A 15991-nucleotide genomic window follows, 5' to 3' on the forward strand; every position below is an offset into this window, starting at 1 on the left:
CCCGAATCACTTAACATTACCTTTATGAAACCCTACCTCCCAATCCTATTCCTCCTAACCTTCAACACCTGTTTCTCCCAAACAAAATTGGATACTTTAATAACTCAATTCCAACAAGCAGACCTTACTGTAGTAATTAACGCAAAGAACAGCATCGTTAATTATCAGGAAGAAGCTATTCCGGTATTAATTGAAATGCTTAAGGATACATCGTATGTAAAACTTGAAAATACTGCAGACTTAATTTATCCGGGCACTGAAAAATTTTATGGTCATGGTTGGAGTATTAGTTATGACATCGACTGGATTGCCGTTCGTGCTGCTTGGGTACTTGAAGAATTAACATTTCAGGATTTTGGTTATAGTCAACCGGCATTCGATTTTAGTAAAATAAATTATATAAACCTTGGAAAGGATACTCTTGGTTTACAAAACTATTCTAAAGTAGTAGATACAATTGAACCACCAACAAGAGCAGAACTGATAACCAAAAGATTAATGCTCGCCGACAGTGTTTCAAAATGGTGGGAAAAAAACAAAACCACCTGGACACGCTTCTCCGCACTCAAAACAGCCCTCGCAAGCACCAATAAAAGAAGCCAGGAATTAGCATTGGAATACTTACGTTTTGATAATACCATATGTGAGGGGCTAACGCTTGAATCCTATAAAACTGAATTGGAACCCTTGGTTAAAGCAATTAAAAACAGCAACAATACCAACGCGGATCAGGCTAAATATTTGTTGGAGGATAAGGAATCTTATTGGTTGAAGGTGAGGAAAAATACGCATTAACGACGTTTTTGCGGCAGGAGGGCGTTAATATCCTATTTAACCCCATTTTAAATTGCACCTAAAATTTTGCGAAAATAATTTTTTTTGTGACATGGTTAAATGTGCAAAAAAATAAGTTAGTAGGCTGAAAGTGTCAAATATGTTATGTTTTATGAAAATGCATGTGACATATTTCAGATTAACGGTAAACCGTGAATTTGAGATGTGTTGTATTAGAAGTCAAATCCATGTATTTATCTTGCCAACGAATAGCATAAATTAATAAGCTTAAAAATTAATTTGGATAAAGGATAAGCTAATTAATGTTTATCAGGATTACCATTCTAAAATAAGGGATTTGGGAAATGATTATGCTTAAAATTTTTAGTTATAAACTAGATAAAAAAAACAAAAAGGAGTGTGCTGAAAATCCTTCGAAGAGTAAGCAAATTAAATTTTAAATTTTATGATGAAAAGTATTAAAGACCAGTACAAGCAGAGTTTTTCTATTTGGGATATGCTGTACCCTCAGCTACCCGATAGAGTAATTCCTCCCGGCCCATATGCTGACTTGAGCAAAATTGAGGTAATAGAATTCAGTTATGCACCCTTGACCGATGCGCCGGGACCATACAGGCGTTACCGCATTTTTTGGAATGTAACAGGACCTACTGATGCCCCTTGGACGCTCAGTCTGTTCAACACAGAAAATGAGCCACTGAATAATCCGTTGCCATTGATCGGAGAAACGGAAACACAACCAATTGTTTCCGGCAGATATGTGTTAAAAGCAAATTCATCTCTGGACGAACGTGTGCTGGGCATCTTCGACATTGAGCAAAATTTGGATACATGCAATTTTACTTTCACTAACAATTTCACTGCCTATCTGTATTGGTATTTTGCAACACAAACAATTGCACAAGCACAGGGCCCAATATATTTTGATGGAGACCCGATGGACTGTATTGATATTAGTGTGTCTCAGGGTTTGGTTTCACTGAAAATGTCATTAAGGGCGCCTAGAGATCTCTATCCGGATCCGCATGTGGATGTAGAGTGCATCTTCGGTTTCGGCGTTGTTGATGATATTCAAAATTCGCCACTTAAACGGATTATTACATTTTATAATTCATTCAATGTCAACGCATGGTATACATACGCAGAGCATATTTTAGCAGACGGTGGTGATACCGTTTTAGAAAATACAAGGAGACAGATGGAAATTGATATACGCCTACTACTAGCCCGACTGGCATCTTTCGGCCCACTTGGTTTACCTACTCCTCCCGGATATTCGTTATACAATGTGGAGTTGTTAAATATTGATGGCACAACCTTGCGTAAAAGATACTGCCCGCTACCACAACCGGCTGTAATTAAGTGGGACAAAGTTTTAAAAAACAAAGTTCAAATTAAGGCACTTAAACCATTTTAAAAAAACCATAGTGATTTATAGGCTGAGTGATTTTTTTGTTCCTTCAGCAAGCAGGGAGCGAAAAAAATCAAATCAATAAATCATTATTTAATTGTGCGAAAATTTGTTGAATAGAATGATTGCACAACATATAAAGATTAAATCGCAGCTTCATAACGCATGAAGGTGTGATTTAATCTTTTATTTTAAGAAGCGCATCGAGCTTGATGCAGTGTTGGTGATTATATAAGGTGCATTGCAGCAAATTTATTTTTTTAAACCAAGTCCTGTCTTCTGTTTTTAATTCGGATACAACAAACTTTAATTTATCTAACTCCAATTGTTCCACAAATGCTTCCAAAAACCAGAGAGGATTATCTGACGAAATTTTATCCTGGAGGCTGTAAAAGGTTATCTGGTGCCGGTTTTGAGCGGTGATGAAATCCATTCTTGCAATTTTTCGAATGGTAGTAAATATTGCAGGAATTATTTGTTAGTTTTGGAGAGGCGAATGATTGTGATTTTTTTACATACTGAAGATAATAGCAGTAGTAAAGAGAAACTTAGTGCCAAAACAAAATGACGACAATTGAGCAACTATATCAAACGTTAAGTGAACGCAGGCGACCGGAGGATGTTGCGGAAATGATCATTGATTTGGCAAAAGATAGTTTTACCGGTAAAGAAATAGCGCTGCTGGAAAAAGCAGCAAAAGGTTCATTGGCAAGAAATATTTTTGGCTATACTTCCATGTTGCAAACATTCGCTGAAGCTAAAGGAGCCGAGAAACAAATTTCCAAAGCAATAGAAATTTTCAAAATTGACATTAAAAATAAATCTGCTTACAATAATAAAAAAGACATTGGGGACTTTATCCATTATGTTTCGCCTATCATAAATAAAACACCTGGAAAAAATGATTTTAAAGGTGACAGACTCAATAAATCACAAAGAAAAGCAAGTGGTCTTGATTTATCGAAGCGTAATTACAACAAAAAATGGCGACTGCTGTCTCGAATAGAAGAAAAGTTATTGAAATTTATAAAAGAAAGTAAAAAAATAGAGTTGCAAAAAATTGCAAAACATGGTTTAGCACATTCACTTGATTTTAAAAATTACTCATCAGACTTAAACACTGCATATTTTATTGCATATTATAACGCTCGTTGCAACCTCAAGTGTGTTTACAAATAAAAGTCAAGATAGATCGTTTGACGAGATAAGTGAAATGCTTTTAAACAAATGTAAAGGAGGAAAAACAAATTTGTTTGATTTTTTTAAAAAGATAAAACACAAAAAGCAGACAATACAAACTGGTGGGCAATTTCGCATGTGTATACAAGTCAAGAAGTTTTATCAAATTTATCAGATGAACAAAAAGGAGTCCTGCTAGGTAGATGGACATCTATTTTACAAGATATAGCTAATTTGTTAGATGAGATTTGGACAAATAACAATTTCAATAGAGCCACTATGGTTGTAAAAAGAGGCGACGACTCTACAACTTGGAACAATACAGCAGGTGCTTGGAACAAAGCTAGAGACAATTGGATGAATTTAATTTATTCAATAGGATTGGATGATATTCTTGAAGAAATTTGTTTTGGTAAAGTGTTACGACTGATGGCTGCTGATGTGGTAGCCTGGCATTACTCGAGTGGTGGAAAACTAGACTCAAATACGGAAGTATGGAATAAATTACCTTTGCCTTGGGAAGTGTTTCAAAATAAAGCTGTTTGCAATAAGGAATTAGTAATTAAATATTGTCAGCAGGCCGCCTTGACCCGGTAAAATCAGGATGGATAGCACCAAGAATTCACGGAGTAGTAGCATTTAAGCCAACACCTGAACTTGTTCACGGGGTAACAGTCTCCAATCCATATTTGGCAACCATCTTAAAACGGCATAGATTTTTTTCAGGGAAACATGTTAAAATATAATTCCCTGAATTGTATTAGGTAGGTTAGTTCAGTGGCAGAACGTTCGGCTCTTTACCCGAATGGACGTAGGTTCGAGCCCTACACCTATCTCGGCTTCTGATATAGCTCAGTGGTAGAGCTTCCGGCTCTTGGACCGGATGGACACAGGTTCGAGCCCTGTTATCAGAACAAACGGCAGACAACAACTTCTGCCACTATCGTAGGAGGATTAAAAATAATTTCGTTTCGTAAGAGGCGATGTTTTTATCATTTTTGAAATATGCGAAATCAGCACTATTTGAATGTGTTTGCCATGCAAAAATTCAAAAATAATTTTTAGTTTTATTAAAGTTACGACAACAAACTGAAAACGGAATTAAATGCAGTGCATTGAGGAAAACTTATTATGGTTTTTTGACTTCACCTGATTTTTGACACACAAATTTTATAAAGCGAATAATTATCATTAGAGCTTAATCCTAAACTTTTTGAATTGCTAAAGAATACCGTTTGCTTAAATCTTAAATTTCATGATTTTAGTATGGACACTAACAAAATACTGAACATAAACACATAAATTTACATCAACAAATTTATACCAGTAATTAAAAACCGTCAGCGATGACCTCGGCTTTGTTTCAACTTCAGATGAGTTATGGCAAAAACTAATAAACACATATTATTTGGAAATAGGTTATTGCAATATTCTGCATTATCAGGTGCATTTATTTTAGGTAAGCCGGATCTTATATTTTCTGAAGTTGTTTACACAAATGTTGAACCTGATGTTGTGTTGGATGAAGATGATGAAGACTTTTTTTTGGACTTTAATGGTGACTTGGATAGTGATGTACATTTTTTAAATGTATCTAATTATTTTGAAGGTTATTGGACTTCCGGAAGCATTAATTACGTTTTTCCTACGGCGGAACAACGAATTAAAATTATGGCAATAGGAAATAGTATTGCAGGCAGCTTGGTAACTTATAGCACCTATTCTTCAGGAACAATACATAGAATATTTCCTTATGCTCTTGAAGAAGACCTAATTGATAACGAATTGCAATTCCAAAATGCTTATAACCAATCCCTAAATTTCAGAAATGTTTATTATATTTTTGGAACGTATAGCAGTTACGGTGGAAACTGGTTTCCAGAATCAATAGACCATTATTTAGGCATTCGATTTAAAGATGCTGATGAAATTAAATATTACGGCTGGATTCGCTGCGATGTCAAGGATGACGGGCGTACCTTAGTAATTAAAGACTATGCATATGAAACTGAGCCCGATTATCCAATAATAGTGGGTGATACTACGCATTATGTTAACATCAATACCGGTGAAAATCAAATCGACGCCACTGCGTATAGTTTTGGTAAGGATATTTATGTCATTTCAAAAACATTTCAAAGTATTGAAATCAAAGTTTATGATTTAACTGGTAAGGAAATTAATAATAGCCTGATGCAAAATAAAATGGAAATAATCGACATGTCTAAATGCGCTCCAGGAGTTTATTTAGTAAAATTAATTCAAGATAGTAGAACGTTTGAAAAAAAGGTGATTATTGGGTAAATCATTTGGGCAATTGGTTAAACTTAATTCCGGAAATCGAATTATATTTCAATGAGTTAGGTTAAAGACATTATTGTAATTTACCTATTGATCCGTGAGCAGAAAAAATTTACTGTTAAAGGGGATTATTTATTACTACATTGACTTGATATCGGTCCGTGCAGCCTTAAAAAAAGTAAAAATATCCACACGGAATAAGTAAAATACACGCTGGAGGATAAGTAATTTTACTGGTTGAAGGAGCGGAAGTGTATTCGATTTTACAATTGATTTAAATTTGCTGCTAAGTAATGTTCTATTGTGACATGGTAAAATGCATAAAATTGTCGTTTTGTAGGCTGTAAGCATCAATTATGTTATGTAATTTGTCCTGAAATGTGACATTTTTGGGATTAAATATGCCAGTGAGTATTGAATTTAAGATAAAACTAATTTTTGCTCATACCAAAACCGGCGAATTGCTGTAATACATGTAGTTAATTAATCATTATCAATAATTGAATTAAAAAAAAATCACCATCAGATCAATTTAAATTTATTCCCCAAAATCAGCATACAACAACCAACAAACAAAAAAACATGTATCAAAGAATTGCACATATTGCCTTAGTGGTGGAAGATTATGATGACGCTATTGAGTTCTATACTCAAAAACTCGACTTTCAATTATTAGAGGATACCAGGTTAAGTGATGAAAAGAGGTGGGTAATGCTTGCTCCCAAGGGTGCGAAGGAATGTTGTTTGTTACTTGCCAAAGCGGCTAATGAAAGGCAATCATTAAGTATTGGAAATCAAACCGGCGGACGAGTTGGGTTCTTTCTCTTTACGGATGATTTTTGGAGAGATTATAATAAAATGAAAGACAGGCAAATTAATTTTGTCAGACCTCCTGAAACCTTTGAATACGGTACAGTGGCGGTTTTTGAGGACTTATACGGCAATTTATGGGATTTTATTGAACCAAGTGAAAAGAACAAAGGATTCAATAATGAAGGTTAATTGAGGTGTTAAATTGGTAAAAAAATAACTATTAACAAGGTATTTACAAAAATAGGGTTGATAGAAATTATGGACATTTTTCCTACCCTTGGAAGTTGATTTAATTTAATCAAATGTTTTTCAACAACTTGTCTTCGCAAATACTCTAACCGTCAGAACCAACTGTAAAACAAAACTTAAAAAAAAATGACATCAAACCCAGCAAAAATAATCTTCCTAATTTTTATAATATGTAACCTCATCGCTTGCAAGGGACAAGAGCAATCTGAACACAAACTGACGAGAGCTGGAAATTTGGAAATCGGCAGAGCAGCATCCGAATTTGATAATCAGATTTGGAAAATATTTCAAGACTCGAAAGGAAAGTATTGGTTTGGCAGTAACGGAAAAGGCATCTATTACTTGGATGGAAACGATTTGAAACTGTTCACAACAATAGACGGATTAGTGAACGATACAATACGTGGTATTCAAGAAGATATAAACGGAAATATATACATTGAAACACCCAACGGCATTAGCAAATTTAATGGAAAACAATTCACTACTTTAAAGCCAATAAAATCGACTAATAACCAATGGAAGCTTGATAGTAATGACTTGTGGTTTGGATACAATGCATATGATTTATATCGTTATGATGGGGATTCACTTTTTGAATTAAAATTGCCAAGACAAGACTTAAAAAAAGCCTTTGGAATAGAACCGGAAGGTGTTCCTTTTAAAGGGTTCAACAATACCCCTTATGCCGTTTTTGGAGTTAACAAAGATAATGTAGGTAATATTTGGTTTGGGACCGCTAATGCCGGTGCTTTTCGATACGACGGCAATTCATTTTTATGGTTTGGAGAAAAGGAACTTTCAACACTTCCTGACGGACGAGTTCCCGGTGTTCGTTCAATGATTCAAGACAAAAACGGATATTTTTGGTTGAGCAATTTTATAAGCAAATATAAAATTGATGCTAACAATTTACAATATGTAAAAATAGAAGGTGTTAAAAAGGAAAGTCCCAATTATTTCAACTCAGGTATAGTAGATAATGATGGTAATTTATGGATGACTACTTATGGTGGTATAGTTTGGGAATATGACGGAAAAACACTCACTAGCCTAGAAGTTAAAAAAGGTACAGAAAATGTCTTACTAGTTTCAGTTTACCAGGATAATAATGGAACAATTTGGCTGGGAACTGACAACGACGGAGTATACAAACAAAATGGAAATAATTTTGAAAAGTTTTTTATAAATAGATGATAAGCAGCCGCGCCTGATGCCTATAAATTTGCTGCTTAGAATGCTACCAGAAGTTTTCTGACAACTATATCGATACACAACAACAATTGACACAACATACTATGATTGATAAAACAATTTATAAGGACGCACCGCAATATTGTTATTACTTCTTTGACTTGGTTCAAACGGATGATTTATTAGCTGAACTTGAGAGAAGCTACCAGTTGACACAAGCGTTATTTAGTTTAATATCACCTGAAAAAGAAAATTATGCATACAAACCAAATAAATGGACAACCAAAGAAGTAATTAGACATATAATTGACTGTGAAAGAGTTTACACATACAGAGCATTACGTTTTTCACGGTTTGATAATACTACATTATCAGGATTTGATGAGAACCTCTATATTGATAGAATTAAAGAAGTTGAACAAAACTTGACCGATTTAAAAGAGGAGTATGAAAATGTAAGAAAATCTACGATATCCCTTTTCAAATCAATGACGAATGAAATGTTGGACTTTAGAGGAACTGCTAATAAAGTAGTTTTTACAGCAAGGGCACTTGGTTTTATGACTATAGGACATAATTTGCATCATTGCAATTTTATAAAGACAAATTATTTAAATGGAAAATGAAAAGGCAGTCATCAACTTCAGGTTGGCTTTTTAATTGGGCAAGTGAAACTTTAAAACATTTGTATCAGAATCAAGTGGACTTCCCGACATGTTGTGCATTCCAGGCTACGTTTGTTATTGGTAAACAACATATTACAGTGCCTTATAGTAACAAAGTAGCCGGCCAAAACAAACAGTAATCGCCTGGGTTTCAGAAAAAAATTACTAAAAAATTTGCGAAACCGAATAGTTGCGCATATATTTGCAACCGAATGGTTTCGCAATAATCATAACTCAGGATGAGAAGAGACATTTTTCAAGCAATAGCTGATCCGACAAGAAGAGCAATTATGGTATTAATTGCTTTACATGCAATGACCCCAAATGCTATAGCACAGCACTTCGACACCTCAAGGCAATCCATTTTCAAACATTTACGAATATTGACCGAATGTGAAATAGTAAAACAAGAATATCAAGGAAGAGAAATTTACTACTCACTTGATATTGAAAAAATAAAAGAAATTGACAAGTGGGTGGATCAGTTCAAGAAGATTTGGGAAACAAAATTCAAGCAATTGGATATTGTTTTGAACAAATTAAAAAAATAATTGAAGCGGACTTAGTACAAATAATCAAAGCTTGTTTGGAACATTTACTTAAATTATTAATCAAAATAAAAACTTAGTAATATGAATAGTTTATCAATTTTTGCAAATAGCACAATTGTTTTTGGCGTTATATCCATTCTATGTCTGCTCACATTGCATTTTACCAGTCCAGAATTTAAACCTAATTTCAGAATGGTAAGTGAATATGCTTTAGGTAAACACAAATGGTTACTTACCATGTTTTTTCTTTGTTGGGGACTTTGTTCTATCTCGTCGGGATTTATGCTCTGGAATGTGGTTACAACAGGTTGGGCAAAATTTGGTGTAGTGTTATTATTTGTGACCGGAATTGGCGCTATAATGGGTGGATTATTCGATGTGCGACACAAACTACATGGCCTTGCATTCGGCATAGGATTACCATTTTTACCAATTGGTGCCTTATTAATTTCTTACCACCTCATACAAAAAACAGAATGGCAAAATCATAGCACATTACTATTACTCTCAGGGCACGCTATTTGGATTAGTTTAATATTGATGGCTGTTTCAATGTTTTTATTATTTTCATCACTAAAAGCAAACGGCATTGCCTTTGGACCGGATGCAGCACCAATGTCAGAGCTGCCAAAAGGAGTAATTGGTATTAATGGGTGGGCAAACAGATTATTAGTTTTATGCTATATTGCATATCCAATATTAATAGCAAAACTTTTACTAACTATAATTAATCTTAAAAAAAATTTATCATTGACGGAAAACTCAATCCAATAATTAAGGCTACTGAAATCACAAATTGGCTCAAAGAAGAATTTGAATTAGGGCACGGTCACGCAATGGCTATTTACGCAACATTCAAAGGAAAAACTGAATGAAAAATAAACCATTGAACAGCTATCACTCCTGAAAAAAAATGATCGGTTCATTGCATAAAAAATCAAGACAATTATCTGCTTTATGCTTTTAATAAGAAAAGAGATGGCAAAAAAATTACTTCTCTAAGTTGCCAACTTATTATCGCAGCAAAACCTTAATAATAAGCAAAAAAATAAATGAATCATCTACAACATGACCAAACCAACACTCCCCACCATACCATTCAAATCCCACAAATCATTCGAAACCTGGCTTGAAAAACATCATGATAAGTCAACCGGAATTTGGATGAAAATATATAAAAAAGATTCCGGCATCAAAACAATTACTTATGCGGAGGCATTGGATGTTGCATTATGTTTTGGTTGGATTGATGGTCAAAAACAGGCATTTGATGAACAGTGTTGGCTACAAAAATTTTGTCCGAGAACGGCAAAAAGTATTTGGTCTAAAGTGAATATTGGTCATGTGGAGCGTTTAATCAAAAATGACAAAATGCGACCAGCCGGATTAAAAGCCATTGAAAGTGCCAAAGCAGATGGCAGATGGGAAAAGGCGTACGATTCTCCAAGTAAAATGACGATACCTGAAGATTTTTTAAAAGAACTCAGGAAAAACAAAAAGGCGGAAGCGTTTTTTAAAAGTCTCAACAAAACCAACCTATTCACGATTGGATTTCAATTGCAAACAGCGAAAAAACAAGAAACCCGTGAAAAACGCATGAAGGTAATTATTGAAAAATTGGCAAAGGGGGAGAAGTTTCATTGAAATATTGAAAGGTGCTTTTCTGAAAAATAGCACCATTTTTATAAAAAAATGAAAGCGGTAGGACTCGAATTTAATTTTCTGACCGAAGCATCGTCCATCATTTCTAAACAACAAGACCAAAATACTAAGAAAATGCATAAGCCAAACTCCCCTAGAATTGGCCATTTCTTTACAAAATCATTAAAACCTTTCGTTACTTCTAAACCAAATTGTTTGCAAAAAAATGACTGAATTTGGAATTGTGGCATTAGGTAAAATAAACCACTAATTCAAAAACGCAATTGCTATAGATGATTTTACCCAAGATCGTGATGGTGTCCATCATTTAAATGTTTTTAGCTGGCTGCTTAATGAATTTGAAAATAAAGAATAATCCTGCAAATTATTTATTGGGTTGTTTTACTAAAAATAATTCCTCATTCTCCAAAAGTGGAAGCGGTAGGACTCGAACCTACATGGGCGGATTTTCAGTCCACTGCATTGACCATCTTTGCTACACTTCCAAAATGGTGGAGACGACAGGAGTCGAACCTGTTTCTTTGGATTTTCAGTCCAACGCATAGACCGGCTGTGCTACATCTCCCTGATTAGCATAAAACAAAAAACCGTTTGCTACTTTCGTAACAAACGGTTTCAGAATTTCTTTATATATTTATCTATACGACAAACAGAACCCGCTCGCTACGTGACTTGCAGCTAAAAAACGAGTTACTAAAATATTTGCCTGTTGACATTTTCATGGAGCAAATATACTGCAAAATTTTTTCACAACAAATTATTTTTTTAATTTAGCTACAAATCATAAATTCGTTTTATCTAAAACTTTTACCATGAAAACAACATTTAAATATTTTTGCACTTTAATAGTTATTACATTTATTTCCGGTAGCCTGTTTGGCCAAGTAGCTATCTCCAATGTCTCCGAAATTTCGAAAATTAAGAAGGGAACTACTTATGTAGTTATGAAAAATCCTAACTCGCCGATAGCTAAAGCGTATATTGATGTTTTTAACGAATACTGGACTTTTAATGAAGTTAAATTTATTAAAAATGACGAAGTTGAAAAATATCTGGCACCCAATACCTCTTTTTTTTCGATTGGAAATACACAAAAAGATATACAAGTGACAAAAACAGATGTACACAATCAAACAAATACAACGGTTTATTCCAAAAACCATATCTATTTTGAGTTGTGGACCTGCGATGAAAAATATTTTGAAAAAGAGGGAAATGAATTTAATTCAACTTATGCTATACAGGTTGCCCGCATTGAACTGTATCCGACACTGGATGCATCACTCACGCCGGAATTTCTAAATATGACTGATTATGATTGTGGTGGTTTTATTCGTAACTGGAGTCCAGGCATTTTAAAAAATGACATCCAAACTTTAATGACATTATTAAGTAAAGCTGTTGTACGTACATTAGATGAAAGTGTTGCAAATACAACTGCATTAAAAAAATTAAATACCGCGACCTTATATGTCCCTGACTATGTGTTGATAAAAAACAATAAATTCACCGGCAGCGAATCTGAAAGGTATAAAGAAAAGGATTTATTTAAAAACTACAAATTGAAGTATGAAGTTGTTTCAATGGATGTTTTGAGCAAAAAAATCCTGGAAGCTAAGGATGACTTCTATTATTTGATTTTTGTTAAAAGTGCAACCGACAAATATGTTAATGTTATAAATGGTAATACCGGCGAAATAATTTATTCGGATTATTCTTTTAACTCGTACAATATGGATGCGGGTGATTTAGGTAAGCTCATGAAAAAGATACAGTAAAAACAATTTTATATTAATCATACAACCTGCAGCGGTAATTATTTATAAAAGTTTCTAAAAATGGAAACTTATTTTTATCTTTGGCCTTATACTTTTGACATTCTAGGTTGCGATTTTTGAGACGAGGTTTATGGAGGAGTCTAATGCGTTTATGATTGCATTTCACTCTAAAATTGACATTACTATGGCGACAAAAAAAGATAAAACGTATTCGCTTCAGGAAATGAAGGATAAATCCATTGGTAAAGTTGGCGCACCAAAACGTGACGAATATGAATATGAACTTCGAATGGAAGTTTTGGGCAAAATGATTAAAACAGCGCGATTAGAACGCAGTTTAACACAACAGCAACTTGGCAAATTAGTAGGTGTGCAAAAAGCGCAAATTTCGAAGTTGGAAAATAGCGCCAACAGTGCAACAATTGATACAATCTATAAAATTTTTAAGGCGCTGGATGCTGAAATTAACTTTATGGTTAAACTCGGGGATAATTTTGTGAAAATAGAATGAACTTAAATGTTGCTCGAATGTTTAAAATAAACTTATACTCAACATTTTCAAATATTGTAATGTGGAATGTTCAATGGAGAGGCAATAAATGGTTTGAACAACACCCAAACATATCAAATTATTTGGACAGCTAAATCGTAGTTATTTTCACAAGAAGGACTCTGTAAATCAATCCACTGCTGAAATTTAGCCTTATCTGCAATCCTTCCGTTCAATCGTAAATGTGGTAGTTATATAACTTATTTCTACAAAACTGTAATCTTTTCAAATGTAAACCTTTGAGTTTTGTATCCCACCATTTTTGAAGAGATAGGGTATGATGAACACTGCAAATTTTGAAAAGATTTATGTAAAATATAGTCCGATGTTATTTGGGTTAGCATTGGAAATTTGTCCTTCAAAAAAACATGCAGAAGAACTATTATTGATTACGTTTAAAAAAATACATCAGGACGACATTAACCGGGAAAAACATCCTGCCTATTGTATAACCCTCATTCGGTTAATTATAAAAACCGCTCACGGAATTTATCCGGAAAAATTTCAAACCTGTCTCAGTTTAAAACAATTTGAAACTACACCACTTTTAAACCAACTCATCTGCGACCAAAAAAGTTTGGAAGATTATTGCAAAGAAAAGCCCCTCTCGCAACAAGAAGGTTTGCAAATTATGCGCGATGAGTTTAGTAAAATAAGAAATTCAGGGAATACAGCTTAAATTTTGTAATGAAACCTTAATTTGATTGTAGGTGGCAATTGGCAAAAAACACAACTTACAATTTAGCAGCAATTTATGGGGGAATCTATTGGAATAAATAAAAGACTACATAACCATTAATTATGGTCTGGTTTGCATGATATTATTTTATGATCCTCCAATGACATACGCTCATTGAACTTTCCCTAAATATTTATAATTTTGAACACAGAACACAAAACGTATTCCATAACCCTATGACGCGTAACATATTTTTTCTTCCACCGTTAATTTTTATCATTAGCTTGTTTCAAGTCACACCCTGCACAGGTCAGAAGATGTTATACGATTACGCCAATATTGGAACTTTTCCACAGGCGCCATTGGATATTGTTGTGGATATCAATACTCAATATGCGGCTTCGTGGTATTATTATTTATCGTGGAGTGTTACTGATGAAAATGCGGACTTAAATGGTTATAATAATTCGGATAAGGTATTACAATGTTTTGTCTACGATTCAAAAGGGTTGATCGGTTCGTATACCGGGACAGGCCCTAATTTTAATTTATGTGACTTTCAAACAACTGATAAAAAAATAGATGTGTTTTTCAGGGTGCGCCCGCTAGATAAAAACCAAGACCCTAACCTCCGTTATTTTGAACTGAATACCAATTGCGATTTTAGTGAATTCAGGAAGGTGACACTTATTGTAAAAAATACAATAAGTAAAAAAATAACATTGGAAAATAATACCGGCATCAAAACATTGACCCACATTAATAAAGGGGCATTATTCCCTGACAATATGCCTTGTTCACAATGTTGTGATTATGATGTGGTTTTGAATTTATCCAAACCTTACCTGAGTGTCACCACCGGAAAAATATTGAAGGGGTATAAATGGTTAAACCGCAAAAGTGTCAAAACGATTGTAAATAACTTACAATTGATCCAAATTGACCCGGAGGCCACTTATCAAGATTTAACAGGAAATAAGTATACCGGACTTGAACTTATTGTTATGAAACAAATTGATCTTAAAAAATTTGATATTGATCAATTTGAGGCAGACAAGGACATTCCTCCTTATCCAAGTATTAAGTGGTAAAACGGTTAAAAAATTCACGCGGAAAATGGGAAAGAAGCCGACGAAGGATGGGGTGAATTGTGTATATGCAATTACCTAAATTAATTTGTGGTTATGAATTGATTTCACATCATATCACGTTCAAGATTTGAATTTCCCGACAATTTTCTTGAAATTTAAAGTTTAATAACATACTTATGAAAAATTGCACCTACCTGTTTTGCCTCCTACCAACGTTTTCAGTGCTCCAAGCGCAATCACCTGCAATTGAATGGCAAAATACCATTGGTGGCACTTCAACAGAAGACATGCGTAGTATCGCTCAAACAAGTGATGGGGGTTACATTCTAGGTGGCTCATCGTATTCGAAAAATACTGCTGATAAAACCGAAAATAGAATTGGTGATGATGATTACTGGATTGTGAAAGTAAATAGTGCAGGTGAAATTCAATGGGATGAAACCATTGGCGGAACCGGAAGAGATAATTTATATGTTATACAGCAAACACCTGATGGCGGATATATTATTGGTGGGGAATCAGAATCTAATGCTTCTGCTGATAAATCGGAAAATAAAATCGGCAAAACAGATTACTGGATTATTAAATTGAACAGCACCGGTGAAATTGAATGGGAAAATACGTACGGAGGTGCAAATGAAGACTATTTTAGAAGTTTAGACCAAACTTCAGATGGCGGATATATTATTGGCGGTTATTCTTTTTCCAATGCGTCAATAGATAAATCTGAAAATCGATTTGGCCATTATGATTATTGGGTTATTAAATTAAATGCGGCAGGAAATATTGAATGGGATCAAACTATTGGCAGTTTAGAAGATGACCTTTTAACAGTTGTGGTGCATACTGCAGATGGTGGATATATTTTAGGTGGAGCCTCCTATTCTAACATTGGATTTGATAAAACTGAAGATATGATAGGACCTGATATTGAACCTGATTTTTGGTTGGTTAAATTAAATGCATCAGGAATTACAGAATGGGATAACACCATTGGTGGAAACGACGGAGATAATTTACTTGATATTGAACAAACACCCGATGGTGGTTATATTTTAGGCGGATCATCAGCT

At 34.2% G+C, this 15991-nt stretch carries 12 protein-coding genes, 4 tRNA genes and 3 pseudogenes; 17 read left to right on the forward strand and 2 right to left on the reverse strand.

Translation table 11 applies throughout. The features are described from left to right. Window positions 1-24 precede the first annotated feature (24 nt). The 13 genes and pseudogenes from IPI65_07305 to IPI65_07365 all read left to right on the forward strand — a co-directional run bounded on the left by IPI65_07305 (window position 25) and on the right by IPI65_07365 (window position 10802). The gene (locus IPI65_07305) at window positions 25-795 is read left to right on the forward strand and encodes a hypothetical protein (protein MBK7441329.1); all 771 of its coding nucleotides are present in this window, start codon (window positions 25-27) and stop codon (window positions 793-795) included. A gap of 445 nt (window positions 796-1240) precedes the next feature. Beyond that, window positions 1241-2212, forward strand: a complete 972-nt coding sequence (locus tag IPI65_07310) for a hypothetical protein (protein ID MBK7441330.1) — start codon at window positions 1241-1243, stop codon at window positions 2210-2212. A 558-nt stretch (window positions 2213-2770) separates the two neighbouring features. After that, a pseudogene (locus IPI65_07315) lies at window positions 2771-4131 on the forward strand (hypothetical protein). 17 nt (window positions 4132-4148) lie between these two features. Beyond that, window positions 4149-4221, forward strand: a tRNA-Lys gene (locus tag IPI65_07320). Window positions 4222-4226: 5 nt separating this feature from the next. Continuing rightward, window positions 4227-4299, forward strand: a tRNA-Lys gene (locus tag IPI65_07325). 466 nt (window positions 4300-4765) lie between these two features. Then, complete coding sequence (locus tag IPI65_07330) at window positions 4766-5689, forward strand: T9SS type A sorting domain-containing protein (GenBank protein MBK7441331.1); 924 nt, start codon at window positions 4766-4768, stop codon at window positions 5687-5689. Between the two features lie 579 nt (window positions 5690-6268). Next, window positions 6269-6688: a VOC family protein gene (locus IPI65_07335; GenBank protein MBK7441332.1), complete on the forward strand. Its 420-nt coding sequence runs from the start codon at window positions 6269-6271 to the stop codon at window positions 6686-6688. A 294-nt stretch (window positions 6689-6982) separates the two neighbouring features. After that, window positions 6983-7945 carry a hypothetical protein gene (locus tag IPI65_07340; protein ID MBK7441333.1) on the forward strand — a complete coding sequence of 321 codons (963 nt, stop codon included), beginning with the start codon at window positions 6983-6985 and terminating at the stop codon, window positions 7943-7945. Window positions 7946-8046: 101 nt separating this feature from the next. Then, on the forward strand, window positions 8047-8568 hold the full coding sequence (locus tag IPI65_07345; protein MBK7441334.1) for a DinB family protein: 522 nt from the start codon (window positions 8047-8049) through the stop codon (window positions 8566-8568). Window positions 8569-8846: 278 nt separating this feature from the next. Next, window positions 8847-9158 carry a winged helix-turn-helix transcriptional regulator gene (locus IPI65_07350; protein MBK7441335.1) on the forward strand — a complete coding sequence of 104 codons (312 nt, stop codon included), beginning with the start codon at window positions 8847-8849 and terminating at the stop codon, window positions 9156-9158. 81 nt (window positions 9159-9239) lie between these two features. Then, window positions 9240-9761 (forward strand): annotated as a pseudogene (locus IPI65_07355) (DUF998 domain-containing protein). 65 nt (window positions 9762-9826) lie between these two features. Then, window positions 9827-10033 (forward strand): annotated as a pseudogene (locus IPI65_07360) (DUF4287 domain-containing protein). Window positions 10034-10226: 193 nt separating this feature from the next. Continuing rightward, window positions 10227-10802, forward strand: a complete 576-nt coding sequence (locus tag IPI65_07365) for a YdeI/OmpD-associated family protein (protein ID MBK7441336.1) — start codon at window positions 10227-10229, stop codon at window positions 10800-10802. A 430-nt stretch (window positions 10803-11232) separates the two neighbouring features. On the opposite strand, the gene IPI65_07370 is transcribed toward IPI65_07365, so the two are convergent. Together IPI65_07370 and IPI65_07375 are read right to left on the reverse strand one after the other, a co-directional pair. Continuing rightward, a tRNA-Phe gene (locus IPI65_07370) sits at window positions 11233-11305 on the reverse strand. A gap of 4 nt (window positions 11306-11309) precedes the next feature. After that, window positions 11310-11385 (reverse strand) — tRNA-Phe (locus IPI65_07375). Window positions 11386-11632: 247 nt separating this feature from the next. Here IPI65_07375 and IPI65_07380 point away from each other — a divergent pair. The 4 genes from IPI65_07380 (at window position 11633) to IPI65_07395 (ending at window position 14918) form a co-directional block, all read left to right on the forward strand. Then, a complete protein-coding gene (locus tag IPI65_07380) occupies window positions 11633-12598 on the forward strand; it encodes a hypothetical protein (protein MBK7441337.1) in 966 nt (321 codons plus the stop codon). A 184-nt stretch (window positions 12599-12782) separates the two neighbouring features. Then, the gene (locus IPI65_07385; protein MBK7441338.1) at window positions 12783-13109 is read left to right on the forward strand and encodes a helix-turn-helix transcriptional regulator; all 327 of its coding nucleotides are present in this window, start codon (window positions 12783-12785) and stop codon (window positions 13107-13109) included. Between the two features lie 316 nt (window positions 13110-13425). Next, entirely contained in the window at window positions 13426-13827 is a 402-nt protein-coding gene (locus IPI65_07390; protein MBK7441339.1) for a hypothetical protein, read from the forward strand. A 317-nt stretch (window positions 13828-14144) separates the two neighbouring features. Beyond that, window positions 14145-14918: a hypothetical protein gene (locus IPI65_07395; protein MBK7441340.1), complete on the forward strand. Its 774-nt coding sequence runs from the start codon at window positions 14145-14147 to the stop codon at window positions 14916-14918. Window positions 14919-15991 lie beyond the last annotated feature (1073 nt).

Source organism: Bacteroidota bacterium (assembly GCA_016706255.1).
GTDB lineage: Bacteria > Bacteroidota > Bacteroidia > Chitinophagales > BACL12 > UBA7236.

Excerpts from the sequence above, each read along its gene's own strand:
- IPI65_07305 (MBK7441329.1), top strand. The coding sequence starts at position 25 with ATGAAACCCTACCTCCCAATCCTATTCCTCCTAACCTTCAACACCTGT.
- IPI65_07310 (MBK7441330.1), top strand. The coding sequence starts at position 1,241 with ATGATGAAAAGTATTAAAGACCAGTACAAGCAGAGTTTTTCTATTTGG.
- IPI65_07330 (MBK7441331.1), top strand. The coding sequence starts at position 4,766 with ATGGCAAAAACTAATAAACACATATTATTTGGAAATAGGTTATTGCAA.
- IPI65_07335 (MBK7441332.1), top strand. The coding sequence starts at position 6,269 with ATGTATCAAAGAATTGCACATATTGCCTTAGTGGTGGAAGATTATGAT.
- IPI65_07345 (MBK7441334.1), top strand. The coding sequence starts at position 8,047 with ATGATTGATAAAACAATTTATAAGGACGCACCGCAATATTGTTATTAC.
- IPI65_07350 (MBK7441335.1), top strand. The coding sequence starts at position 8,847 with ATGAGAAGAGACATTTTTCAAGCAATAGCTGATCCGACAAGAAGAGCA.
- IPI65_07365 (MBK7441336.1), top strand. The coding sequence starts at position 10,227 with ATGACCAAACCAACACTCCCCACCATACCATTCAAATCCCACAAATCA.
- IPI65_07380 (MBK7441337.1), top strand. The coding sequence starts at position 11,633 with ATGAAAACAACATTTAAATATTTTTGCACTTTAATAGTTATTACATTT.
- IPI65_07385 (MBK7441338.1), top strand. The coding sequence starts at position 12,783 with ATGGCGACAAAAAAAGATAAAACGTATTCGCTTCAGGAAATGAAGGAT.
- IPI65_07390 (MBK7441339.1), top strand. The coding sequence starts at position 13,426 with ATGATGAACACTGCAAATTTTGAAAAGATTTATGTAAAATATAGTCCG.
- IPI65_07395 (MBK7441340.1), top strand. The coding sequence starts at position 14,145 with ATGTTATACGATTACGCCAATATTGGAACTTTTCCACAGGCGCCATTG.